General features: G+C 55.5%; 21 protein-coding genes. 8 read left to right on the top strand and 13 right to left on the bottom strand.

Going from position 1 to position 23,376, the window contains the following annotated elements; all coding sequences use genetic code 11:
- Positions 1-52: 52 nt before the first annotated feature.
- From V6942_RS02120 to V6942_RS02090, 7 genes are all read right to left on the bottom strand, one after another.
- Positions 53-1,180 (bottom strand): oligogalacturonate lyase family protein, encoded by a 1,128-nt coding sequence (locus V6942_RS02120; RefSeq protein WP_182967110.1) that lies wholly within the window; start codon positions 1,178-1,180, stop codon positions 53-55.
- A gap of 69 nt (positions 1,181-1,249) precedes the next feature.
- Positions 1,250-2,536 carry an ABC transporter substrate-binding protein gene (locus V6942_RS02115; protein ID WP_106925885.1) on the bottom strand — a complete coding sequence of 429 codons (1,287 nt, stop codon included), beginning with the start codon at positions 2,534-2,536 and terminating at the stop codon, positions 1,250-1,252.
- Between the two features lie 14 nt (positions 2,537-2,550).
- A complete protein-coding gene (locus V6942_RS02110) occupies positions 2,551-3,678 on the bottom strand; it encodes an ABC transporter ATP-binding protein (protein WP_106925887.1) in 1,128 nt (375 codons plus the stop codon).
- A 12-nt stretch (positions 3,679-3,690) separates the two neighbouring features.
- Positions 3,691-4,593, bottom strand: a complete 903-nt coding sequence (locus V6942_RS02105) for a carbohydrate ABC transporter permease (RefSeq protein ID WP_064542924.1) — start codon at positions 4,591-4,593, stop codon at positions 3,691-3,693.
- On the bottom strand, positions 4,586-5,476 hold the full coding sequence (locus tag V6942_RS02100; protein WP_035893990.1) for a carbohydrate ABC transporter permease: 891 nt from the start codon (positions 5,474-5,476) through the stop codon (positions 4,586-4,588). The genes V6942_RS02105 and V6942_RS02100 overlap by 8 nt, the downstream gene beginning before the upstream one ends.
- Before the next feature lie 536 nt (positions 5,477-6,012).
- The gene (locus V6942_RS02095) at positions 6,013-6,921 is read right to left on the bottom strand and encodes a hypothetical protein (RefSeq protein WP_333500764.1); all 909 of its coding nucleotides are present in this window, start codon (positions 6,919-6,921) and stop codon (positions 6,013-6,015) included.
- A gap of 202 nt (positions 6,922-7,123) precedes the next feature.
- Entirely contained in the window at positions 7,124-7,450 is a 327-nt protein-coding gene (locus V6942_RS02090) for a cupin domain-containing protein (protein ID WP_106925892.1), read from the bottom strand.
- A 141-nt stretch (positions 7,451-7,591) separates the two neighbouring features.
- Here V6942_RS02090 and V6942_RS02085 point away from each other — a divergent pair, with 141 nt between their 5' ends.
- A complete protein-coding gene (locus V6942_RS02085) occupies positions 7,592-8,284 on the top strand; it encodes an aspartate/glutamate racemase (RefSeq protein WP_333500763.1) in 693 nt (230 codons plus the stop codon).
- On the opposite strand, the gene V6942_RS02080 is transcribed toward V6942_RS02085, so the two are convergent.
- Positions 8,271-9,206, bottom strand: a complete 936-nt coding sequence (locus V6942_RS02080) for a LysR family transcriptional regulator (RefSeq protein ID WP_333500762.1) — start codon at positions 9,204-9,206, stop codon at positions 8,271-8,273. The genes V6942_RS02085 and V6942_RS02080 overlap by 14 nt on opposite strands.
- Before the next feature lie 119 nt (positions 9,207-9,325).
- Here V6942_RS02080 and lysA point away from each other — a divergent pair, with 119 nt between their 5' ends.
- Positions 9,326-10,588, top strand: coding sequence for a diaminopimelate decarboxylase (gene lysA / locus V6942_RS02075; protein WP_333500761.1), 1,263 nt, complete (start codon positions 9,326-9,328; stop codon positions 10,586-10,588).
- Between the two features lie 152 nt (positions 10,589-10,740).
- Here lysA and V6942_RS02070 read toward each other — a convergent pair whose 3' ends face one another.
- Positions 10,741-11,742: a LacI family DNA-binding transcriptional regulator gene (locus V6942_RS02070; RefSeq protein WP_182967903.1), complete on the bottom strand. Its 1,002-nt coding sequence runs from the start codon at positions 11,740-11,742 to the stop codon at positions 10,741-10,743.
- Positions 11,743-12,052: 310 nt separating this feature from the next.
- On the opposite strand from V6942_RS02070, the gene V6942_RS02065 reads away from it, so the two are divergent.
- From V6942_RS02065 to V6942_RS02050, 4 genes are read left to right on the top strand one after another with little or no spacing between them, the layout of a single operon-like run.
- Positions 12,053-13,390 (top strand): PTS sugar transporter subunit IIC, encoded by a 1,338-nt coding sequence (locus V6942_RS02065; protein ID WP_106926115.1) that lies wholly within the window; start codon positions 12,053-12,055, stop codon positions 13,388-13,390.
- Positions 13,391-13,397: 7 nt separating this feature from the next.
- A complete protein-coding gene (locus tag V6942_RS02060; RefSeq protein ID WP_333500760.1) occupies positions 13,398-14,825 on the top strand; it encodes a glycoside hydrolase family 1 protein in 1,428 nt (475 codons plus the stop codon).
- Between the two features lie 47 nt (positions 14,826-14,872).
- Entirely contained in the window at positions 14,873-15,646 is a 774-nt protein-coding gene (locus V6942_RS02055; protein WP_106925902.1) for a GntR family transcriptional regulator, read from the top strand.
- Entirely contained in the window at positions 15,643-16,122 is a 480-nt protein-coding gene (locus V6942_RS02050) for a GNAT family N-acetyltransferase (protein ID WP_333500759.1), read from the top strand. The genes V6942_RS02055 and V6942_RS02050 overlap by 4 nt, the downstream gene beginning before the upstream one ends.
- Here the strand turns inward: V6942_RS02050 and galR are convergent.
- Positions 16,083-17,099, bottom strand: coding sequence for an HTH-type transcriptional regulator GalR (galR, locus tag V6942_RS02045; protein WP_333500758.1), 1,017 nt, complete (start codon positions 17,097-17,099; stop codon positions 16,083-16,085). The genes V6942_RS02050 and galR overlap by 40 nt on opposite strands.
- Before the next feature lie 413 nt (positions 17,100-17,512).
- Between galR and aas the strand changes: the two genes are divergently transcribed.
- Together aas and lplT are read left to right on the top strand one after the other, a co-directional pair.
- Complete coding sequence (aas, locus tag V6942_RS02040) at positions 17,513-19,672, top strand: bifunctional acyl-ACP--phospholipid O-acyltransferase/long-chain-fatty-acid--ACP ligase (RefSeq protein WP_106925910.1); 2,160 nt, start codon at positions 17,513-17,515, stop codon at positions 19,670-19,672.
- A complete protein-coding gene (gene lplT, locus V6942_RS02035) occupies positions 19,665-20,858 on the top strand; it encodes a lysophospholipid transporter LplT (RefSeq protein ID WP_333500757.1) in 1,194 nt (397 codons plus the stop codon). The genes aas and lplT overlap by 8 nt, the downstream gene beginning before the upstream one ends.
- Positions 20,859-21,091: 233 nt before the next feature.
- On the opposite strand, the gene V6942_RS02030 is transcribed toward lplT, so the two are convergent.
- From V6942_RS02030 to V6942_RS02020, 3 genes are all read right to left on the bottom strand, one after another.
- A complete protein-coding gene (locus V6942_RS02030; protein ID WP_106925914.1) occupies positions 21,092-22,132 on the bottom strand; it encodes an NADP(H)-dependent aldo-keto reductase in 1,041 nt (346 codons plus the stop codon).
- Between the two features lie 126 nt (positions 22,133-22,258).
- Positions 22,259-22,477, bottom strand: a complete 219-nt coding sequence (locus V6942_RS02025) for a YgdI/YgdR family lipoprotein (protein WP_035893968.1) — start codon at positions 22,475-22,477, stop codon at positions 22,259-22,261.
- Between the two features lie 123 nt (positions 22,478-22,600).
- Positions 22,601-23,314, bottom strand: coding sequence for a TerC family protein (locus V6942_RS02020; RefSeq protein WP_106925916.1), 714 nt, complete (start codon positions 23,312-23,314; stop codon positions 22,601-22,603).
- Positions 23,315-23,376 lie beyond the last annotated feature (62 nt).

Genomic DNA, 23,376 nt, shown 5'->3' with positions numbered 1-23,376 from the left:
AAGGTAGCGCCAAACGTAGGCCGGGTAAGGCGTAGCCGCCACCCGGCTTTTTTTATACCTTCGCTAAATACAGCGCCGGCATCCCCTCCGCGTCGGACGTATACAGCACCCACTTACCGTCCGGTGAGAACGACGGATGCGGGTGCGTCACCTGGCGGTCGCCGTCCAGCACTTTCCAGCTGCTGTTGTGTTGGCAAATGGCTTTCTTGCCGCCGGTTTGCAGATCGAACACCCAGATAAACGGATCGTTCAGGCTAATATCACCGGTGTTATGCGGTGCGCCGTCGCCTACAATCAGCGAGCCATCGTGGTTGCTCATCAGGTGAGAGCAGGGCGGGATCTCCATCAACTGGCGGTTTTCCAGCGTTGCGGGATCGGCGCTGTAGAGATAGCGGTGCGGGTTATTCTCCTGATGGGCGACGTAATACAGCGCCGAACCGTCCGGAACCCAGAATTCATGGGTAAAGCTTTCTCCCGGCTGCTGCTGACGCACGCAGCGAACGTTGCTGCCGTCTTCGTTCACCAGCCACATACGCGCGTCGATCGCATCACGCGGACCTTCATGGCAAAACGCCACCGTCGCGTCGTCAAACGGGCGGTAGATCGGGTGCCCCAGCCAGCGTTTTTCCTGCAAAATGGTGCGCTGCTCGCCAGTTTTTAGATCGATATTGATTAAGCGGCATTCCGGGTTGGTAAAGTAGAACGCGCGGAATTTCGACCAGTCGGTCAGCGGCTGCCAGTCGCTTTTTTTAATCTCAATGCCAACCAGCTTTGTGCAGTCTGAGTTTGCTACCCAGGTGCCGTAGGCAACCCACTCGTCATCCACCTCGTAGACCACGTACTCTTCCAGCGTGGTCAGATCGACGCGTCTAAGCTGGCGCGTATCTTTTACATACCACAGCGATTGGTCGTCATCGGAAAGAAAACCACCGAAGGTGTTATCCCCGGCGCCGTCGGTCAGTTGGGTTGCCTGTTGCGCGGCAATATCCAGCAAGTAGTAGTTCCAGTGCCCCTCGAACGCACCGCCAAAAATCAGCTTGCCGCCGTCGCGGGTGAAGCATTTTTGGTAGAAGTAGTTACGATGGCAAATGATATGCGGTGGCGTCATCCGGATCACTTCGTGACCGGTTTCGCTGTCCTTCTGGTGGCGGAAATTCAGCGGGATGATTTTGCCTTTCATGTCCTTTCTCCTTGAATAAAAAAATACCCCGCAACCGGAAGTTGCAGGGTATTAACGCATTAACAGCAATTAACGCATGGCGCGTCTCAGGATACGTTCACCCTGACGCTGGAAGTCGGCCGCGGCTTCTTCAACGGTTTTCTGGCCGTAGTCGATGTACTGCAGCGTGGTACCGAACTGCGCCACGATCTGCGGATCGTCAAAGTACGGAGACACGCTCAGTTTAGCCGGCAGAGACTGCGCCAGACGCAGGCCGGATACTGACGGATCGTCTTCTTTCAGAATGCCGTCTTCGGTCAGGTATTTCACTGCAACCTTGCTCAGCGGCACGCCGCGCTCCAGGCCCAGCGTATCCACGCCTTCTTTGCTGTTCAGCAGGAAGTTGATCACTTTCGCTGCCGCTTCTGGGTTCTTGGTGGATTTGCCGATAGACAACATCTGCGCTGGTTTGAAGAACAGACCCGCGTCGGTGGCGCCTGGCAGCATTGGGTAGCTACCCAGTTCCAGCTTGGCTGGCGGCTTCAGGTTATCGGAGTACTTGTTAATGGTGGAGTTCCACATGTAAGTACCGCCCCATTCGCCCTGGATCCACGGCTTCATTTCGTACATGTTGCTCTTACCAAATGACGCATAGTATTTGGTGTCCGGCATCACGTGGCTGTCGACCAGTTTTTTGTACATCTGGAAGAATTCAACCCACTGCTCTTTGCTGTAGGAGAATTTCTTCGCTTCCTGGTCGATGGCTGGAATATTGTATTTCTGCGTCATGTACGAGTTCAGCAGCGCCAGGGTATCCTGGTGCTCAAGAACCACTGGATAGTACTGTTTACCCAGTTTGCTCTCGAAGGTTTTGCCCGCCGCCATCAAATCATCCCAGGTTTTCGGGTATTCAACGCCCGCTTGCTTCCAGGTTTCATCGTTGAAGTAGAACACGCGCGCGGTCACGGAGATTGGGATCCCGTTCAGCTTGCCGTTCACCGTGGTGGACTGCAGCTCTTTGGCATCGAACTGGCTTAAGTCGATGACATCCTTCATTTTGTTCAGGTCGTAGAAACCGTCGCCGGTTTTAGAGAAAATCGGCAGCCAGTTCCAGTTAGTCTGCATGACGTCAGGCTCGGTGCCGCCTGCGATCTGGGTGGTCAGACGGGATAAGTGGCCGTCCCAACCGGTGTATTCTGCTTTGACGTTAATGTCCGGGTTCTGCTTATGGAACTCTTCCAGCGCCTTCAGGGTGACCTGGTGGCGGCCGTTACCGCCCCACCAGGACATGCGAAGGTCGACATCCTTTGCCATAGAAGGGAGGGCCGTGAGGCCCAGGGTAGCGGAGATTGCTGCGCTTAAAAGCACTTTTTTCATTGTAATACTCCAGATTAGAGAGAGAGGTTCTGTTCAGTTTTAGCGTCAAAGATATGACATTTGTTCATGTCAAACTTAAAGTACACCTTACGATGAAGCCCCTTATCAATCATTGGCTTAGCCTCATCTGAAGGGATGCGTGCCGTCAGCTCGTAGTTCGCGACTTTCAGGTAAACGAAGAACTCGTGACCCATGTTTTCGACGCGAACCATCTCACCGCTGCAGCCGCCTTCAGCGAACGGCTCATCGGAAAGGGAAACGAACTCCGGGCGAATGCCGTAGAACACTTCTTCGTTATCGTGGCCGCTCAATTTCTGGTGCAGATCTTCGCTCAGCGGCATGAACTCGTCGCCGATGCTCAGGTTCAGGCGGCCTTCTTTATTCACCAGTTTGCAGGAACGAATGTTCATTTCCGGCGCGCCGATAAAGCCAGCAACGAACATGTTCTTCGGCTTGTGATACAGGTTGTCCGGGGTATCGACCTGCATGATGTGGCCCAGCTTCATCACGCAGATACGGTCGCCCATGGTCATCGCTTCGGTCTGATCGTGGGTAACGTAAACGGTGGTCGCCGGCTTGCCGGATTTCTTCAGCTGCTTGTGCAGGTCGGAAATACGGATACGCATTGATGCACGCAGCTTAGCGTCAAGGTTAGACAGCGGTTCATCGAACAGGAACACGTCCGGCTTTTTCACAATCGCGCGGCCTACGGCCACACGCTGTGCCTGACCACCGGAGAGCTGACGCGGCAGACGGTCCAGCAGCTCTTCCAGCTCGAGGATTTTCGCCGCTTCATTGACCTGGGCGTCGATCTGATCTTTCGGCATTTTGCTCAGCTTCAGGCCGAACGCCAGGTTTTCACGCACGGTCATGTGCGGGTACAGCGCATAGTTCTGGAACACCATCGCAATCCCGCGCTCTTTCGGCGCGAGGTTGTTGACGATTTTTTCGCCGATGCGGACTTCGCCGCCGCTGATGGTTTCAAGTCCTGCCAGCATACGCAGGGTGGTGGATTTGGCGCAGCCGGACGGACCGACGATAACCATAAACTCACCTTCTGCGATTTTCAGGTCGATACCATGTACCGCTTTGAAGCCGTTGGAGTACACTTTTTCCAGTTTGTTGAAAATAACTTCAGCCATGATATATCCCTCTTAACCTTTAATTCCGCTGCTGGTCACGCCCTGCACGAAGTAGCGCTGTGCCAGGAAGAACACAATGATGGATGGCAGAATGGAGATGCTCGCCATTGCCAGAATTTCGTTCCACGGCGCCCCTTCGGTGACGTCGATGGACATTTTCAGTGCCAGTGCAATCGGGTACTTATCAACGCTGTAGACGTAGATCAGCGGGCCGATAAAGTCGTTCATGGACCACATGAACTGGAACAGGGCGACGGAGATAATCGCCGGCTTCAGAATCGGTACGACCACATACCACAGCACCTGGATGGAGTTACAGCCGTCAATCTGCGCCGCTTCTTCCATGTCACGCGGTACGCCGCGCAGGAACTGAATCAGCATGAAGACGAAGAACCCTTGCGTGGCGAAGGCCAGCGGCAGGTACAGCGGCATGTAGCTGTTCAGCATGCCCATTTCGCGGAACATCAGGTACTGAGGAATCAGCAGTACGGTGCTCGGCAGCAGCATGGTGGTGATGAGCGTGGCGAACCAGAATTTCTTCCACGGAATCTCGAAGCGGGCAAAGCCGTACGCCACGATGGTGGAGGAGATAATGGTCAGGATCACCTTAGGAATGACATACTTGAAGGTGTTCAGCATGTAATGACCGAAGGTGTACTCGGTACCGGTTTTCCAGCCGTTAATAAAGCCGTCCCAGGTCGCGTGCGCAGGCCACAGGCTCAGGGTGGTAAAGATCTCGTGGTTCGGTTTGAACGACGCCGAGAACATCCACGCCAGCGGGTAAAGCATTAACAAACCGACGATCAGCAGGATGGTATAGCGAACCCATGCGTTGATCTTCTCACGACGAAGGGTGCGGGCAACCTCACGTTCAGCGATGCTTCTTGCGTCGGAGATTTGTTGGATATCAGCCATTTTTGCCTCCCTTATCGGCGGAGTAGAACACCCAGTATTTTGAAGACTTAAAGGCGATGCCGGCGAAGACCGCAACGACCAGGAACAGTACCCATGCCAGCGCTGCGCCATAACCCATATCGAAGTACTTGAACGCTGTGTCGTAGATGTACAGCGAGAACAGGTACGTTGAGTAGGTTGGGCCACCGCCGGTGATGACGTACGGACCGGTGAACTCCTGGAATGCCTGGGTGGTCTGCATGATGAAGTTGAAGAAGATAACCGGCGTAATCAGTGGCACGGTCACTTTCATGAACATCTGCCATTTAGAGGCGCCGTCGATCATCGCCGCTTCGTACTGAGACTGTGGAACGTTTTGCAGCGCGGCCAGGAAGATAACCATCGCAGAGCCGAACTGCCATACGCGCAGCAGGGTAACGGACATCAGCGCCAGAGACGGCTCGCCCAGCCAGTTGACCGGATCGAAACCGAGAACGCCGATAAAGCTGTTCAGCAGGCCGTCGATGGCGAACAGGGCGCGCCACAGAACGGCGATAGCCACGGAGCTACCGAGGATGGACGGAATATAGTAAGCCGTACGGAAGAAGCCGATACCGCGTAATTTAAAGTTAAGAACAAACGCAATCCCTAAAGCAAAAGCGAGTTTTAAAGGGATGGTCAAAAATACGTAGGCAAAGGTCACGCCCATGGATTTCCAGAAGAGGGTATCTTCGGTAAACATGTAGCGATAGTTTTCGATGCCATTAAACACCGGTGGACTCATCAAGTCATACTCAGTAAAACTGAGGAAGAAAGATGAAACGAACGGGAAGGCCGTGAAGATTATCAACCCGATTATATAGGGTGAAATCCAGGCCAAACCCAGCATTCTGTTTTCATTCATACATACCTACCTGGCGAACAAGTGTGTCAAACGGATTGGGTGTTGGTTACATCCCTCGCGCCTTCTGGCGCCAGAGCGTTTAAAGCGTTAACTTGGTGTCAGTCATGCAGCCTTTCCCTGTAAGTGAATGTAATTCAATAAAATTTAACGTAATCCTTTGGTCGGTGTTGTTGCGTTTTAAAATCTCATGCTTTGCGACAATCATTTTATAAAACACCGTTTTAAATTTATTTTATTGCGATTTGTTTCCACGTCATTCGATTAATCATGAAAATGTGATCGGAGTCGAAACGATGTTTCATTATAGTGACGGCGATGGCGTTTTTACCGCTCAGGCGGCACCGTTAGGGGCTTCTGGTATGGAAGTTGACAGGGGGTATTTAGATTGGAATAAACGATATAATTTACTGATTTAATCATTAAGTCGCTAACTAATGTGTTGGTTAATTAAAAATAAAACCTCAGTAAACCCGATGAGGCTTTATCTTGGGTAAGCGGTGGAAATTTATATAATGAGGTTTTTGTGATGATGATCGCTAAATCATCACAATGCCCATTGGCATTAAATTATTGCAGCTCCGCATCAGATCGCCGGGAGCGATAAACATATTGTTATGCGCCCTCAGGGCTGTAAGCGGATGATATTTCTTAGCCGTCGTATCGAGGTTTAATAACGCCGCATGCGCTTGCGCAAAGTGGTAAATGGATTCGGCTAACGCGTCGGTCATCGGTGGTGTTGGCCGTGACACGTTTTCCATAAACGCATTGTGTAGTGCTTCGCACAGTGCTTCATCGCTGGCCTTTTCTACTTCTTCTGTCAGATCATATGCACCCACGGCGCGCCGGCGCTGCGCTGTCCACTCTATGGCTTTATCAAGCAGCGTTTCGCCAATCGCCGAATCGACCTGCGTAGCATGGCGGAACTGCAGACGAAAGGTGCTGCCGGCATCGTCAAAACACTGGGCAACAAACTGTGAACAGACCATCGGGTGTTGGTGTGGAGTCTGATGTTGTTGAATAAAGCGGGTGAGGGTGGCGGTCAGCTTTTGCAAAATCCGAATCACGACCTGCTGCCTGGCGCGGGTAATCGAGAATTTTTTATACATCAGTAACAGGCCAACCATATACAACCCGGCATGATCATAGGGTTCCTGATTATTCAGGTACTGACGCGCGGCATCAATCACCGGAGTCAGCACTCCTTGGCCGGTATGGCGATAGACATGAACGGTGCGCCCGCTAAAGCGAGGTGCTGCAGGGGTAGTGGCCACCTGCGGCAGCATTTTTTCAATAATGGTGGGCGGCAGCGTGTCGTAATACAGCGCTGTATGGCTCACCGGTGCGCCCGTCAGAAAGGTCATTGCCCAGGAAATAAAACTTTTCTTTTCGGCAGAGAAAAGCAGTACGTCCGCTGGATGTAGCTCATCAAGCGTTAGCAATTTCATAACAGTCCCTTTTATTAAATATGCTGGTACGGCAGTGACTTGCCAGAATAGCGTGATTTAATTACAGAGGGCTGTGATGAAAATCGACGTTAGATCTCATATGAAAGGGTGAATTTTTCGGCTGAGGCTTCAGTGATGAGAAAAGAACATGATGGCAACAACAGCCGCTTTTTGTCAGAAAAAGCGGCCGAGGTGCAGGGGATTATGCTTTCAGGAAATCCTGACGCATAGGGGTGAATGTATCGAGCAGGGTCCCGGCTTTCAGGCACACGCAGCCGTGCATAATGTTCGGCTGTTTGTACAGCGTATCGCCGGCGGCCACGACGTGTTTTTCGTCGCCGATGGTGAACTCAAACTCGCCGGACAGTACGTAGGTTAGCTGCTCGTGCGGGTGGTTGTGCATCGGGCCGATAGCGCCCTGTTCGAAGTTCACCTCAACCGCCATCATCTTGCCATCGTGTGCGAGAATGCGGCGGGTAACTCCATTGCCCAGATCTTCAAGAGTGGTTTCTTTATGAAAAATAAACATCCGGCAGTCCTGTTGTATGTTGAAACGGTGTTTCATTAAATTTATATCAGAAACGATCAAAAAGAAAACGCGAGCCGCAGATGTGGAAAGTTGATCACAACTTTGCTTCACTGGAGCGACGGTAACGAACAAGGAATCACTATGAAAACGATCGGTCTGTTGGGCGGCATGAGCTGGGAGTCTACGATTCCCTACTACCGCCTGATTAATGAAGGCGTAAAGCAGCGTCTTGGCGGCCTGCATTCGGCGCAGATTTTGCTGCACAGCGTAGATTTTCACGACATAGAACGCTGTCAGTCACAGGGCGACTGGCAGCAGGCGGGCGACATCCTCGCGCAGGCGGCGATCGGCCTCCAGCAGGCGGGAGCGGAAGGCATCGTCCTGTGTACGAACACGATGCATAAGGTGGCTGAAGCGATCGAAACCGCCTGCGATGTACCTTTCCTGCATATCGCGGATGCCACGGGCCGTGCCATTCAGCAACGACAGATGCGCCACGTTGCGCTGTTGGGCACGCGCTACACCATGGAGCAGGATTTTTACCGCGGACGTTTGCAGCAGGCGTTTGGCATCAGCACGCTGATACCGCAGGCGGATGAAAGGCAGAAAATTAACCAGATTATTTTTGACGAGCTGTGCCTGGGAGAATTCAGCGCGACATCGCGCGACTATTACCTCGGCGTGATTGACGCGCTGGCAAAGCAGGGCGCGGAAGGCGTTATCTTCGGCTGTACCGAAATTGGTCTGCTGGTGCCCGCAGAGCTCAGCCCGCTGCCGGTATTTGATACGGCGGCGATCCATGCGCAAGATGCGGTGGCGTTTATGCTGTCTTAGTCTCGCTAAGCACCGACTCCAGCGGGTCGGTAATGCGCGAGAGATGGGCCTGAAGATGCGCGGTAAAGGTGTCCAGCAGCGCTGATGCCGGGCGATGCAGCGGGCGAATCAGACTGACCGTGAACGGTACGTCGACGCTAAAACGGCGAATCGCCACGCCGCTGTTGGCGTAATCCAGCGCCGTCAGCGGGTTAACCACCGAAATCCCCACGCCCGCTCTGACCATCGCGCAAATCGATGCGGCGCTGTGGGTCTCGACAACCATACGTCGCTTCACCTGATGTTCATTAAACAGGGCATCCAGCAGCTGGCGATAGCTGTCGGTGCGCGACAGGCTGATGTAGTTCTCGCCCTGGAAATCTGCGGGCGTCAACACCGTTTTGGCTGCCAGCGGATGCCCTTGCGGCAGGACGCACACTTCATTGAGCGTCAGCAGCGGCGTACGTTCGGTACCGGCTGGCGTGTGCAGCGTCTCGGTCAGACCTAGGTCGTGGCGCTGCGCTGACAGCCACTCTTCCAGCAGCGGCGACTCCTGGGGCACGATCTGAATATTGACCTGCGGATAGCGCGCCAGGAACGGCTGCAGCAGCAGCGGTAAAAAAGATTGTGAGAAAACCGGCAGGCAGACAATCGACAGCTCGCCCTGGCGAAATTCGCGCAGACTCTCGGCGGCGCTGACGATGCGGTCCAGCCCGTACCAGGAGCGCTGGACCTCTTCAAATAACCGCAGCCCCTGTACCGTAGGGTGCAGGCGCCCGCGGCTGCGTTCAAACAGCTTCAGGCCGAGAACCTGTTCAAAGCGCGCCAGTTCACGGCTGACCGTTGGCTGAGAGGTGTGTAGCATTCGCGCAGCTTCCGTTAGATTCCCCGCCGTCATGATGGCGTGAAAAATTTCAATGTGGCGTAGGTTTACGGCGGGCATCGGCGATCCTCACAGGCAATAGTCCATATCATTTTTGCATAGACTCGCGATAAAACGATATTTTTTATTCTCTTCGGGCTGTGGCGTAATCATGAAAAAGACCCATACCGGAGTTTGCTATGCCACGCCCGCTCAACAACACTGACACCGACCTGACCGCTGATAACCTGCTGCGCCTGCCTGCCGAATTCGGCTGTCCGGTGTGGGTTTACGATGCGCAAATCATTCGCACGCAGATTGCCAAACTCAACCAGTTTGACGTGGTGCGTTTTGCCCAGAAGGCATGTTCAAACATTCACATTCTGCGCCTGATGCGCGAACAGGGCGTGAAGGTGGACTCCGTGTCACTCGGCGAGATTGAGCGCGCGCTGGCGGCGGGCTTTGTGCCGGGGGAAGGGCGTGATGACATTGTCTTCACCGCCGACATGATTGACGAGGCGACGCTCGACCGTGTGCGCGAGCTGCACATTCCGGTGAACGCCGGATCGGTGGATATGCTGGAGCAGCTGGGCGGCGTTTCCCCGGGCCATCGCGTATGGCTGCGCGTTAACCCGGGCTTTGGCCACGGCCATAGCCAGAAAACCAACACCGGTGGTGAAAACAGCAAGCACGGTATCTGGTATAGCGACCTGCCTGCTGCGCTGGCGGTTATTCAGCGCTATCAGCTGAAGCTGGTGGGCATTCATATGCACATTGGCTCCGGCGTAGACTACGGCCACCTCGAGCAGGTTTGCGGCGCGATGGTGCGTCAGGTTATTGAATTTGGTCAGGATCTTGAAGCGATCTCCGCGGGTGGCGGGCTGTCTATCCCGTATCGTGAAGGGGAAGAGGCGATCAATACCGATCATTACTTTGGTCTGTGGAACGCGGCGCGCCAGCAGATCGCACAGCATCTGGGCCACCCTGTGAAGCTTGAGATTGAGCCGGGGCGTTTCCTGGTGGCCGAGTCTGGCGTGCTGGTGGCACAGGTGCGCAGCGTCAAAGCGATGGGCAGCCGTCATTTCGTGCTGATCGATGCGGGCTTTAACGATCTTATGCGTCCGGCAATGTACGGCAGCTATCACCATATTTCAGCGCTGGCGGGCGACGGACGCTCGCTGGAGCGGGCCGCGCAGATCGAAACCGTTGTGGCCGGGCCGCTGTGTGAATCCGGCGATGTCTTTACCCAGCAGGAAGGTGGCAAAGTCGAAACCCGTTTGCTGCCCGCGGTGGTTCCGGGTGATTACCTGGTGCTGCATGATACCGGCGCGTACGGTGCGTCAATGTCGTCAAACTACAACAGCCGTCCGCTGCTGCCGGAAGTGCTGTTTGATAACGGCGTGGCGCGGCTGATTCGTCGTCGACAGACGATAGAAGAACTGCTGGCGCTGGAATTGATTTGAGTCAGAGAAAGACGTCCGATGGCGCCATGGCCCTGTAGGCCGGATAAGGCGCTTGTGCCGCCATCCGGCAATGTGCATCAGGATGCCTGATGGCGCTGCGCTTATCAGGCCTACAGGCGCTTGCGCTGAACCGGTAAATTCGTTTCGGCGGGTTACTTAAAATAGGGCCCGGTGGTGACGGAATCACGTAATACCAGCGTGCCGGTAAACGGTGGAATGGTTTCAATCTCTTCGCCAGCGGCCAGCTTAATCGCCTGGTCGATGGCGGTGACGATCATATTGTCGATCGGCAGATAGACCGTCGACAGCCCCGGCTCCAGCCATTTGGCGCTAGGGGCATCATCAAAACCAAATAATGAAATATCCTGCGGGATCCGCAGCCCCGCCTGATGCAGCGCTTTCGATGCGCCCAGCGCCATATCGTCGTTACAGGCGAACAGGGCGCTAAACGTGACTTTCTCATTCAGCAGCGCGTTGCACATGTCATAGCCGCAGTTCATGGTGGAATCACCGTGCTTCACCTTTGCCGGATCCCATTTGATGCCGTTTTGTTCCAGCGCGCGACGGTAGCCCTGCAAACGCGCTTTGCCCGTCGGGGTGTGAATCGGTACGGTAATGCAGGCGATGTCACGGTGCCCCTGGGAAATCAGATACTCGACCGCCTGAAACGCGGCGTCCTGCTGTTCGAAGAAGACGCAGCGTTCGCGCGCCTGGCTTACGTCACGGTTAATCACGACGAGCGGCATCGGGGTACTGTTCACCAGAGCCATAATGGCTTTTTCGCTCATATGACGGGTATAGAGCACGATGGCGTCGCACTGGCGATCGGCCAGCATCTGGACCGCCTGTTCTTCGCGCTCCGGCGTATCGTGGCCGTCGGTGACGATCAGCTGCTTGCCCCAGGCCTCGGTCTGGCGAGACGCCTGCTGTAGCAGGCGGCCAAAGTAGAAGCCATCGAAGGTTGAAACCACCAGGCCAATGCTGTTGCTGGTGCGGTTGGCCAGCGAGCGCGCCAGAAAGTTAGGCCGGTAGCCTAGCTCCTCCATTGCTTTAAACACCTGCTTACGCGTGCTCTCTTTGACCTGACCCGTACCGTTCAGTACGCGGGAGACCGTTGCTTTCGACACGCCCGCGCGTATTGATACATCCAGCATTGTTGCCATTGTTAATCCCTGAAACTCCGTGATGGCACGCAGTTTATCACAGACATTCATCGGTGATATGAACTCCGCTGCGGCTAAAAAACCCATCGCGATCACGCTTTTGTAGTTATTCGTGGCAAAAAATGCGCCGGCCACATGCGGCATACCAATAACCCTACATTTTTTGTTTTGGAATACCAAAATGGAGGTTGCGAGCTCAATCACAGAACTTTTAAGCAAGGGTGATTATTTTTGGTATACCAAAAGGTGTTTGGCTGTACACCGAATGCGCGATAAAGCCCTTAAACTTGAGGTACTTTCTATGGCATTGCAGGAAAAATTGATTGATTCGCTGGGGAGTTTCGCCACGAAATTCAACAGCTATCGCTATATTATGGCGATCAAACACGCTTTTATTACGCTGATGCCGGTGATCATCGTCGGCGCTTTCTCCGTACTGATCTCCAACATGGTGCTGGATCCTAAAAACGGCCTCGCCAGCTTCCAGTCGCTGTCGTTTCTGGCGGCGCTCAAGCCGATTACCGGCGCTATCAACTACGCCACGCTGAACTTCCTCAACATTGGCGCGGTGTTTCTGATAGGTATCGAACTGGGGCGTATTAACGGCATCAAGACGCTGTTTCCCGGCCTGCTGGCGGTCATTTGCTTTATCTGCGTCACGCCGACAACCGTACAGATGATGGTCGATGGCCAGATGCATGAGGTCAAGGATGTGCTGCTGCGTCAGTTCTCCGATACCCGTAGCCTGTTCCTTGGCATGTTTATCGCCATTCTGTCGGTCGAGATCTACTGCTGGCTGGAAACGCGCAACGGGCTGAAGATCAAAATGCCGGACACCGTGCCGCCGAACGTCGCCGCCTCGTTTTCCGCGCTGATCCCGGCGATCATTACCGTCACGGCGATCGCCACCTTCGGGTTTATCTTCCATCAACTCACCGGGATGTATCTGTACGACGCGGTCTATCAAGTGGTACAGCAGCCGCTGGAGCGGGTGATGCAGAGCCTGCCGGGGATTCTGCTGCTGATGTTCGTTGCGCAGATTTTCTGGGTGATTGGCATTCACGGCAACCAGATGATTAAGCCCATCCGCGAACCGCTGCTGCTGGGGGCGATTACCGTCAATATGAGCGCCTTTGAGCAGGGTAAAGAGGTGCCGAATATCATCACCATGCCGTTCTGGGATGTGTATATGAGCATTGGCGGATCGGGGCTGACGATCGGCCTGCTGATCGCGGTGATGATTGCCACCAAGCGCAAAGAGATGAAAGAGATCGCCAAGCTGTCGATCGGCCCGGGGATCTTTAACATCAACGAGCCGGTGATCTTCGGTATGCCGATCATGCTGAACCCGATCCTGGCGATTCCGTTCATCATTACGCCGCTGGTCACCGGCAGCATCGGCTACTTCGCTACCGTCACCGGGTTTGCCGGGAAGGCGGTGGTGATGGTGCCCTGGACGACGCCGCCGCTGATTAACGCCTGGCTTTCTACCGCCGGTTCGATGGGCGCGGTGGTCACCCAGCTTATTTGCATTGTGGTGGCGGTGCTGATTTACCTGCCGTTCGTCAAGATTGCTTCCCGCCGCGCAGAGCTCTCCGAGCGCCAGGCGACCAAAACGCCCGCTACCGATAACCTTTGAGGACGCTATGAGTACACAACGGATGACTATCCCCGATGATTTTATCCTCGGGGCCGCGGCTTCGGCCTGGCAGACGGAAGGCTGGAGCGGAAAGAAAGCGGGGCAGGATTCCTGGCCCGATCTCTGGTACAAGAACGATCGCCATGTCTGGCACAACGGCTATGGTCCGGCAATCGCCACTGACTTTATCAACCGCTTTCGTGAAGATGTCCAATTGATGAAGCTGGCGGGGCTCACCCATTATCGCACCTCGATCAACTGGTCGCGTTTTTTGACCGACTACGAGGCCGTCACGGTAGACGAAGAGTATGCCGCCTATTACGACCAGCTATTCGACGAACTGCTGGCCAACGGCATCGAACCGATGATCTGCCTTGAGCACTACGAGCTGCCGGGATACCTGTTGGAGCAGTACGGCGGCTGGGGCGCGAAAAAGGTAGTCGAACTGTACGTGCGCTACGTTGAGCAGGTGTTCGCCCGCTACCACCATAAGGTGGCGCGCTGGTTCACCTTTAACGAGCCGATTGTGGTGCAGACCCGCGTCTACCTGGACGCGCTGCGCTGGCCGTATGAGCAGAACACCGGCAAATGGATGCAGTGGAACCACCATAAGGTGCTGGCGACGACGAAAGTGGTGCAGCTGTTCCGTGAGAAAGGGTATCGGGGAACGGTTGGCTGCATTCTTAATCCGGAGGTCACCTATCCACGCTCCAGCGCGGCCCACGATAGGCGTGCGGCCGAGGTGTACGACCTGTTCTACAATCGGGTGTTTCTCGATCCGCTGGTGCACGGCGTTTACCCGGTAGAGCTGTTCGCGCTGTTGGAAAAACACGGCGTAAACTGGGATTACAGTGTCGAAGAGCTGGCGATGATCCGTGACAATACGGTCGATGAGCTGGGCATTAACCTCTATTACCCGCATCGGGTCAAAGCCCCATCTCGCGCCTGGCATCCCGATACGCCGTTCCATCCGGCCTGGTATTACGAGCCATTCGACCTGCCGGGCAGAAAGATGAACCCCTCGCGCGGCTGGGAAATTTATCCGCAGATTGTTTATGACATGGCGATGCGCATCAAAAACGACTATCGCAATATTCCGTGGTTTGTCGCTGAAAGCGGCATGGGCGTGGAAAATGAGGCTCAGTTCCGTAACGCCGATGGCGTGATTGCCGACGATTACCGGATCCGGTTTATTCGCGATCATCTATGGCAAACGCTGCGCGCGCGTGAAGACGGCGCCAACTGCCACGGCTATATGCTGTGGGCGTTCACCGACAACGTTTCGCCAATGAACGCCTTTAAGAATCGCTACGGCCTGATTGAAATCGATCTTGACGCCGACCGCGCGCGGCGGCCAAAAGCCTCGGCCAGTTGGTTTCGTCAACTGCGCGATAGCCGCGTGTTAACGATGGATATCGATGATGAATGGCGTTAATTTTTGCTAAGATAGCGCCGGTGTTGGCATAACGTACAGGTGATATTGTGGAGAAGGCTACCGTGCCGCCGGAAAAGAAACCCTACCAGGAGATTGGCGACGATTTGCGTGCGCAGATTATGCAGGGCCGCTATGCCGTTGGCTCGCGCCTGCCGCCTGAACGCAATATTGCCGAAACCTACGGCGTCAGCCGCACCATTGTGCGCGAGGCGCTGCTGATGCTGGAATTACAGGGGACGGTGGATATTCGCCAGGGCTCCGGCGTGTACGTGATGCGCATTCCGCACGAAGACGACGGTGAGGAAGAGCAGATGCTGAGTAGCGACGTGGGGCCGTTTGAGATCCTCCAGGCGCGCCAGCTGCTGGAAAGCAATATTGCCGCCTTTGCCGCAAAAATGGCGACCCGCGCAGATATCGACAACCTCAAGCAGATAATTGAACAAGAACAGCGGGCGATTGCGCTAAACGACACCAGCCAGGATAACAGTCGACTGTTTCACCTGGTGCTAGCCGGTGCGACGCAAAACCAGATGCTGCTGGCGACCATTGAGCGGGTATGGCTGCAAATGGACAGCAGCCCGCTATGGCAGCAGTTTAACGCGCACATTGCCAGCCGTACCTATCGCTTGAAGTGGCTGGGCGATCGGCAAACGATTCTGGCCGCGCTGCGCCGCCGCGATGTGATGGGGGCGTGGCAGGCGATGTGGCAGCATCTTGAGAACGTCAAAAATAGCCTGATGGAGCTGTCTGACGAGGACGCGCCGGACTTTGACGGTTATCTGTTTGAATCAGTGCCTATTTTTCAGGGAAAACTGATGTGACGATTTTACCGCTTTACGCCAGGCCGCAGTATGCCGAAGCGGTGACCGACTGGCTGTGGCAGGCTTTCGGCGGCGACGGCCTGCCACGCGCGTTTTTTGCCAGCATCGTCGAGCATAGCCAGCGGTCGAATGCGCTGCCGCTCACGTTCATTGCCGTCGAAGACGATCGGCTTATCGGTACCGTGGGGCTATGGCGCTGCGATCTCATTAGTCGTCAGGATCTGTGGCCGTGGATGGCGGCGCTGTACGTTGCGCCAGAAGCGCGCGGGCGCGGCCTGGCCGGGCAGTTGCAACAGCACGTCATCGACTATGCCGCGCAGCAGGGATTTGACGAGCTGTATCTCTATTCCGCCTGCCGGGATTTTTACGAACGTTTTGGCTGGCAGTATATCGGCGATGGCCTGGATTACCCGGACACCGCCGTGCATCTCTATCGTTACGCTTTAAGCTCTTCCGGTGGCGCAATCACCGAGTGACGGCGCACCAGCGTCGGGCTGAACAGATGGGTAATATCCGGCAGCGGTTTCTTCTCTGCCAGCGCCAGCGCCAGCTCGGCGGCCTGGGTCGCCATGGTGACGATGGGATAACGGATGGTTGTCAGCCGCGGGCGCACGTAGCGCGACACCAGCACGTCATCGAAACCAATCAGCGAAATCGCCTGCGGCACCTCGATGCCGTTATCGTTTAGTACGCCCATCGCGCCTGCGGCCATGGAGTCGTTATAGCAGGCCACGGCGGTGAACTGCTTACCGCGACCCAGCAGCTCGGTCATCGCCTGCTCGCCGCCGCTTTCGTCCGGCTCGGCGAAGGTCACCAGCCGGTCGTTGCACGGCAGACCGTGTTCTTTCAGCGCATCGTAATAACCCTGCAGGCGGTCTTCCGCATCGGAAATGGCGTGGTTGGAACAGATATAGCCAATTCGCGTATGGCCCTGCTGAATGAGGTGGCGGGTGGCCAGCCATGCGCCGTAGCGGTCGTCCAGCGCCACGCAGCGCTTTTCACAACCGGGCAGAATGCGGTTGATCAGCACCATGCCGGGAATCTGTTTCATGAGTTCCGCCAGTTCAGCATCGGGGATCAGCTTCGCGTGCACCACTAGCGCAGCGCAGCGGTGGCGAATCAGCTGCTCAATGGCCTGGCGTTCTTTCATTTCATTGTGGTAGCCATTACCAATCAGCAGGAAATTACCGGTGTGATAGGCAACCTGTTCCACGGCTTTCACCATGGCGCCAAAGAACGGGTCGGAGACGTCGCCGACGACCAGACCGACGGTCTCCGTCGACTGCTGCGCCAGCGCGCGCGCGTTGGCGTTCGGGTGATAGTTGAGCGTCTCCATGGCGGATTGAACGGCCTGACGCGAGGCATCGCTGGCTTTAGGGGAGTTGTTGATGACGCGGGACACGGTGGCGACAGAGACGCCTGCCATCCGGGCCACATCTTTAATTGTCGCCATAATATGCCTTAAAGAAGATTCGGTGGGTAAACGCTTACACCCTATCAGTTTTACGGAAATCCCGGTGTGATTCAAGGCTGAGTCTGTGGTGGATTGCACAATAATAAGGGCCAGATTGCGTTTTGTGGAAGAGTTACACCGGCTTTGTGCAAGCAAACAGGAACTTTCAAACGTTTGCTTACACTTTGCGAGACGCTGTTGCGAATGTCCGCTGGAGAACGCATTACGGGAATTGCTAATCTGATTATCCCAGAGGTATTGATAGGTGAAGTCGCCCACAAGGTTGACCGCTTAATTACACCAACCTGCGCAGATGCGCAGGTTTTTTTTTGCCTCTACCCGCCAGTCTGCTGCTTTTCCCCGGTTTTCTCGTGTACCCTTGCAAAGACAAAACTACGGCAAAAGGAGTTGGTATGCTTCTCTGTTTCTTCCGACAGCTTTTCAAGGTGTTATTCAGGGTACGGATGACCGGTAACACCGAGGCGCTCAGCCAGCCAAAGGTGCTGATTACGCCTAACCACGTTTCGTTTATCGACGGCATTCTGCTGGCGCTGTTTCTCCCCGTTCGCCCGGTTTTCGCCGTCTACACCTCTATTTCGCAAAAATGGTTCATGCGTTGGCTGACGCCGATCATCGATTTTGTCCCGCTGGACCCGACAAAACCGATGTCTATCAAACATCTGGTCAGGCTGATTGAACAGGGCCGTCCGGTGGTGATTTTCCCGGAGGGGCGCATTTCGGTGTCGGGATCGTTGATGAAAATTTACGATGGCGCAGCCTTTGTGGCGGCAAAATCAGGGGCGACGATTATCCCGGTGCGCATTGAAGGGGCCGAGCTGAGCTACTTCAGCCGCCTGAAAGGGCTGGTTAAGCGCCGGATGTTCCCGCGCATTCAGCTGCACCTGCTGCCACCGACTACCTTGCCGATGCCTGAGGCGCCGCGCGCGCGTGACCGCCGCCGCATTGCTGGCGAAATGCTGCATCAGATCATGATGGAAGCTCGAATGGCGGTGCGACCGCGCGAAACGTTGTATGAATCGCTGTTGAGCGCAATCTACCGCTTTGGTGAGAAAAAGCACTGTGTTGAAGACATTAACTTCCAGCCCGATAGCTACCGCAAATTGCTCACCAAAACGCTGTTTGTGGCACGTATTCTCGAAAAATACAGCCAGAAGGGTGAAAAGATCGGTCTGATGCTGCCCAATGCCGGTATCAGCGCCGCGGTGATTTTCGGCGCCATCGCGCGGGGTCGCATTCCGGCGATGATGAACTACACCGCGGGCGTCAAAGGGCTGTCCAGCGCCATTACCGCGGCGCAAATCGGCACTATTTTCACTTCGCGTACGTTCCTCGATAAAGGCAAGCTCTGGCATCTCACCGAGCAGCTCACCCAGGTGCGCTGGGTATTTCTGGAAGATTTAAAAGGCGACGTCACCACCGCCGACAAGCTGTGGATCTTCTCGCGCGTGCTGATGCCGCATCTGGCGCAGGTGCCGCAAAAGCCGGAAGACCCGGCAATGGTGCTCTTTACCTCAGGCTCGGAAGGTCACCCTAAAGGCGTGGTGCACAGCCACAAAAGCATTCTGGCTAACGTCGAGCAAATTAAAACCATCGCCGACTTTACCGCCAACGACCGCTTTATGTCGGCGCTGCCGCTGTTTCACTCGTTCGGCCTGACGGTGGGTCTGTTTACGCCGCTGCTGACCGGCGCGGAAGTGTTCCTTTACCCGAGCCCGCTGCACTACCGTATGGTGCCGGAGCTGGTATACGACCGTAACTGCACCGTGCTGTTCGGCACCTCGACGTTTTTAGGTCACTATGCGCGCTTCGCCAACCCGTACGATTTCTATCGTCTACGCTATGTCGTAGCCGGGGCGGAAAAGCTTCAGCAAAGCACCAAAGATTTATGGCAGGACAAATTCGGCCTGCGCATTCTTGAAGGCTACGGCGTAACCGAGTGCGCGCCGGTGGTGTCGATCAACGTGCCGATGGCGGCGAAGCCGGGTACGGTAGGGCGAATTCTGCCGGGGATGGACGCTCGTCTGCTGGCCGTTCCGGGCATTGAGCAGGGCGGTCGTCTGCAGGTGAAAGGGCCGAACGTGATGTGCGGCTATCTGCGTGTAGAAAATCCGGGCGTACTGGAAGCGCCAACGGCGGAAAATCAGCATGGTGAGCGGGAAACCGGCTGGTATGACACCGGCGATATTGTTGCTTTCGACGCCCAGGGCTACGTACAGATTCAGGGGCGTGCCAAACGCTTCGCCAAAATTGCGGGCGAAATGGTGTCGCTGGAAACGGTCGAACTGATGGCGCTGGCCGTGTCGCCCGATAAGATGCACGCGACCGCGGTGAAAACCGACGCCAGCAAAGGCGAGGCGCTGGTGCTGTTTACCACCGATAATGAACTGACCCGTGACGGTCTCTTACAGTACGCGCGGGCTCACGGCGTGCCGGAGCTGGCGGTCCCTCGCGACATTCGCTGGCTGAAACAGCTGCCGCTGCTGGGCAGCGGTAAACCGGATTTCGTCACCCTTAAAAGCATGGTTGCAGAAACGGAACAGCCGCATGAGTGAGTCAGTACACACTAACACCTCAATCTGGTCAAAAGGCATGATGGCGGTCATTGCCGCCCAGTTCCTTTCGGCCTTTGGCGACAACGCGCTGCTGTTTGCCACGCTGGCACTCATGAAACAGCAGTACTATCCGGACTGGAGCCAGCCGGTGCTGCAGATGGTGTTTGTGGGCGCTTACATTCTCTTCGCACCGTTTGTCGGTCAGGGGGCGGACAGCTACGGTAAAGGCCGGGTGATGATGTTCGCCAACGGTCTGAAACTGGCGGGCGCGGCGATGATTTGCATCGGGTTTAATCCGTTTATTGGCTATACGCTGGTGGGCATCGGCGCGGCGGCTTACTCGCCTGCCAAGTACGGCATTCTGGGCGAAATGACCACCGGCGATAAGCTGGTGAAAGCCAACGGTCTGATGGAAGCCTCCACCATCGCGGCTATTCTTATCGGCTCCGTGGCGGGCGGCGTGGTGGCCGACTGGAGCGTGGTCGGGGCGCTGGCGCTGTGCGCGATGGTTTACGGCGGCGCGGTGGTGGCGAATATCTTTATCCCGAAGCTGCCGGCGGCGCGCCCGGGCCAGTCCTGGCGTTTTCGTTCGATGACCGCCAGCTTTTTCAACGCTTGTCGCGTTCTGTGGCATAACGGCGAAACGCGTTTCTCGCTGCTCGGTACCAGCATGTTCTGGGGCGCGGGTGTAACGCTGCGTTTTCTGCTGGTGCTGTGGGTGCCGGTGGCGCTAGGCGTGACCGATAACGCGACGCCAACCTATCTTAACGCCATGGTGGCAGTGGGTATCGTGGTGGGCGCGGCGGCAGCGGCGAAGATGGTGACGCTGGAAACGGTGGCTCGTTGCTTGCCTGCCGGGGTGTTGATTGGCGTCGTGGTGGCGATTTTCGCTCTTCAGCATGCCATTCTACCCGCTTACGTGTTGCTGTTTATCATCGGTATCTGCGGCGGCTTCTTTATCGTGCCGTTGAATGCGCTGTTGCAGGATCGCGGTAAACATACCGTGGGCTCAGGCAACGCCATTGCGGTACAGAACCTCGGTGAAAACAGCGCGATGCTGATTATGCTGGGGCTTTACTCGCTGGCGGTGGCGGTCGACGTGCCGGTTGTCGGCGTGGGCGTGGGCTTTGGCGTGCTGTTTGCGCTGGCGATTATCGCGCTGTGGCTGTGGGGTAAGCACCGTTGACAGAGCGGCAAGCGCAGCGCTCAAATTGCCGGATGGCGGCGTGACCGCCTTATCCGGCCTACACCCGTTCTGTAGGCCTGATAAGCGCAGCGCCATCAGGCATCCTGGCCGGATGTCGACGAGCCGTACAATCGCGTCGCGCACGGCCCTGTAGGCCTGATAAGCGTAACGCCATCAGGCATCCCGGCGCACATTGCCGGATAGCGGCGTAACCGACTTATCCGGCCGATAAATTACGGTGCAGGGTAGGTATAAACCTGATGCACCGCCTCAATCTCCGCGAGCACTTCTTCACTCAATTCCAGATGTAAGCTCTCAACGTTGGTTTTCAACTGTTCCATCGTGGTTGCGCCGAGCAGCGTGCTGGCGACAAACGGCTGACGACGAACAAATGCCAGCGCCATCTGCGCCGGGTCGAGGCCGTGACGTTTGGCGATATCCACGTAGGCGGCTACCGCTTTTTGCGTTTGCTCGCCGCTGTAGCGGGTAAAGCGGCTAAACAGCGTGTTGCGCGCGCCGGCCGGTTTTGCGCCGTTCAGATACTTACCGGTGAGGGTGCCGAACGCCAGGCAGGAATAGGCCAGCAGCTCTACGCCTTCAAACTGGCTCACTTCTGCGAGCGCCACTTCATAGCTGCGGTTAACCAGACTGTACGGGTTCTGGATGGTGACAATGCGCGGCAGATCGTGTTTATCCGCCAGATGCAGATAGCGCATCACGCCAAACGCGGTTTCGTTAGAGACGCCGATATAGCGAATTTTACCGGCCCGCTGATATTCGGTGAGCGCTTCCAGCGTTTCCAATAGCGTGACCACCGGTGCGGAATCAGCCCAGGTATAGCCGAGCTTGCCAAAGCAGTTGGTGGGGCGCTGCGGCCAGTGTACCTGGTACAAATCAAGATAGTCGGTTTGCAGGCGCGTCAGGCTATTATGCAGCGCATCGCGAATGTTCTTGCGGTCCAGCGCCTGATTCGGGCGAATGCCGCTGTCGTTATTGCGCGACGGGCCGCTGACCTTAGAGGCGATAACCAGCTTTTCACGGTTGCCGTGCTTCGCCAGCCAGTTGCCGACGTAGGTCTCGGTCAGGCCCTGAGTCTCCGGCCGCGGCGGTACGGGGTACATTTCGGCGACATCGATCAGATTAATGCCCTGGCTGACGGCATAATCGAGCTGTGCATGGGCGTCGGCTTCGCTGTTCTGTTCACCAAACGTCATTGTGCCAAGCCCAAGGGTGCTTATCTCAAGCGAGCTGTGGGGGATACGGTGGTACTGCATAAGCCGGCTTCCTTTTATCAACAACGTCGGGAAAGAGTCCCGACAAAGGAATATAAAAATGGCAGAGGGGAAGAAAAAGGGAAAGCAGAAAATGAAAAAAGGCCAGCAGGCGGCTGACCTTCGTCGTTATCGTTTAATGATTTGCGATACGTCATCGCGGTTGATCTGCATCTTATTGCCCTGCTGATCCTCATAGCTGATAAGCCCGGTGTCGTCGTCGACTTCCGGTTTACCGTCGGTCAGGATCATCCGGCCATCTTTCGTCGCCATGACGTAATCGCTGCTACAGCCGGAAACAGCAAACGCTAAACCTACTGCGGAAATCAAAACTGCCCATTTTGTCATCGTTTTCCCCTTCATCGCCGCACTCTTAACAGTCTAGTAATAACCGACCTTAGGGTTAGCATAAAGCAGGAAAATCTTAAAAAAATCAGACATAGCCCTCAAAAGAGGGCTATGGGCAACAGATTAAAGCGGATTTTTTTTATTTCTCAGCAGATTGAGACTTTCCACCGCAATCGAGAAGAACATCGCAAAATAGATGTAGCCTTTCGGCACGTGCACGTCAAAGCTTTCGAGAATCAGCGTAAAACCAACCAGAATCAGGAACGACAGCGCCAGCATCTTCACCGATGGGTGGCGATCGACAAACTCGCCGATGCTGCGTGCGGCAAACATCATCACGCCTACGGCGATGACCACGGCCGCCATCATGATAAACAGATGATCGGACAGACCGACGGCGGTAATCACCGAGTCGAGGCTGAAGATGATATCCAACAGCATAATCTGCACGATGGCGCCGAGGAACGAATGCACGTTGGTTTTCAGGCTTTCTTCATCGCCCTCAATGGATTCGTGGATCTCTTTACTGGCCTTCCAGATAAGGAACAGCCCGCCAAGCAGCAGGATAAGATCGCGCAGCGAAATCGCCTGATCGAACACCGTAAACAGCGGGTTGGTGAGTTTGACCACCCAGGCGATCGAGGCCAGCAGCCCCAGGCGCATGATCATGGCCCCCATTAAGCCTAAGCGGCGGGCATGGGCTCGTTGCGCGGTGGGGAGTTTGGCAACAACCAGAGAGAGAAAAATAATATTATCGATCCCCAGAACGATCTCCAGCAGCGTCAGCGTTCCGAGCGCAAGCCAGGCGTTGGGGTCGGTGATCCATGCAAATAACATTAGGTAAGTCCTGCCAAAAAAACGAAAGATTCAATTGAAGTACGTTGTAGGTGCTGCCGTTC

The sequence above is a fragment of the Kluyvera genomosp. 2 genome, from assembly GCF_036759865.1.
In the GTDB taxonomy this organism is placed as follows: domain Bacteria; phylum Pseudomonadota; class Gammaproteobacteria; order Enterobacterales; family Enterobacteriaceae; genus Kluyvera; species Kluyvera ascorbata_B.
Note: the sequence above shows the minus strand (reverse complement) of the source record. Positions and strands in the feature narration are given on the sequence as shown.

Excerpts from the sequence above, each read along its gene's own strand:
- V6942_RS02085 (WP_333500763.1), top strand. The coding sequence starts at position 7,592 with ATGAAAACGATCGGTCTGTTGGGCGGCATGAGCTGGGAGTCTACGATT.
- V6942_RS02120 (WP_182967110.1), bottom strand. The coding sequence starts at position 1,180 with ATGAAAGGCAAAATCATCCCGCTGAATTTCCGCCACCAGAAGGACAGC.
- V6942_RS02095 (WP_333500764.1), bottom strand. The coding sequence starts at position 6,921 with ATGAAATTGCTAACGCTTGATGAGCTACATCCAGCGGACGTACTGCTT.
- galR (WP_333500758.1), bottom strand. The coding sequence starts at position 17,099 with ATGGCGACAATTAAAGATGTGGCCCGGATGGCAGGCGTCTCTGTCGCC.
- V6942_RS02025 (WP_035893968.1), bottom strand. The coding sequence starts at position 22,477 with ATGACAAAATGGGCAGTTTTGATTTCCGCAGTAGGTTTAGCGTTTGCT.
- V6942_RS02030 (WP_106925914.1), bottom strand. The coding sequence starts at position 22,132 with ATGCAGTACCACCGTATCCCCCACAGCTCGCTTGAGATAAGCACCCTT.
- V6942_RS02020 (WP_106925916.1), bottom strand. The coding sequence starts at position 23,314 with ATGTTATTTGCATGGATCACCGACCCCAACGCCTGGCTTGCGCTCGGA.
- V6942_RS02070 (WP_182967903.1), bottom strand. The coding sequence starts at position 11,742 with ATGCTGGATGTATCAATACGCGCGGGCGTGTCGAAAGCAACGGTCTCC.
- V6942_RS02105 (WP_064542924.1), bottom strand. The coding sequence starts at position 4,593 with ATGGCTGATATCCAACAAATCTCCGACGCAAGAAGCATCGCTGAACGT.
- V6942_RS02110 (WP_106925887.1), bottom strand. The coding sequence starts at position 3,678 with ATGGCTGAAGTTATTTTCAACAAACTGGAAAAAGTGTACTCCAACGGC.
- V6942_RS02065 (WP_106926115.1), top strand. The coding sequence starts at position 12,053 with ATGGCATTGCAGGAAAAATTGATTGATTCGCTGGGGAGTTTCGCCACG.
- lysA (WP_333500761.1), top strand. The coding sequence starts at position 9,326 with ATGCCACGCCCGCTCAACAACACTGACACCGACCTGACCGCTGATAAC.
- V6942_RS02090 (WP_106925892.1), bottom strand. The coding sequence starts at position 7,450 with ATGTTTATTTTTCATAAAGAAACCACTCTTGAAGATCTGGGCAATGGA.
- V6942_RS02080 (WP_333500762.1), bottom strand. The coding sequence starts at position 9,206 with ATGCCCGCCGTAAACCTACGCCACATTGAAATTTTTCACGCCATCATG.
- lplT (WP_333500757.1), top strand. The coding sequence starts at position 19,665 with ATGAGTGAGTCAGTACACACTAACACCTCAATCTGGTCAAAAGGCATG.
- aas (WP_106925910.1), top strand. The coding sequence starts at position 17,513 with ATGCTTCTCTGTTTCTTCCGACAGCTTTTCAAGGTGTTATTCAGGGTA.
- V6942_RS02100 (WP_035893990.1), bottom strand. The coding sequence starts at position 5,476 with ATGAATGAAAACAGAATGCTGGGTTTGGCCTGGATTTCACCCTATATA.
- V6942_RS02060 (WP_333500760.1), top strand. The coding sequence starts at position 13,398 with ATGAGTACACAACGGATGACTATCCCCGATGATTTTATCCTCGGGGCC.
- V6942_RS02115 (WP_106925885.1), bottom strand. The coding sequence starts at position 2,536 with ATGAAAAAAGTGCTTTTAAGCGCAGCAATCTCCGCTACCCTGGGCCTC.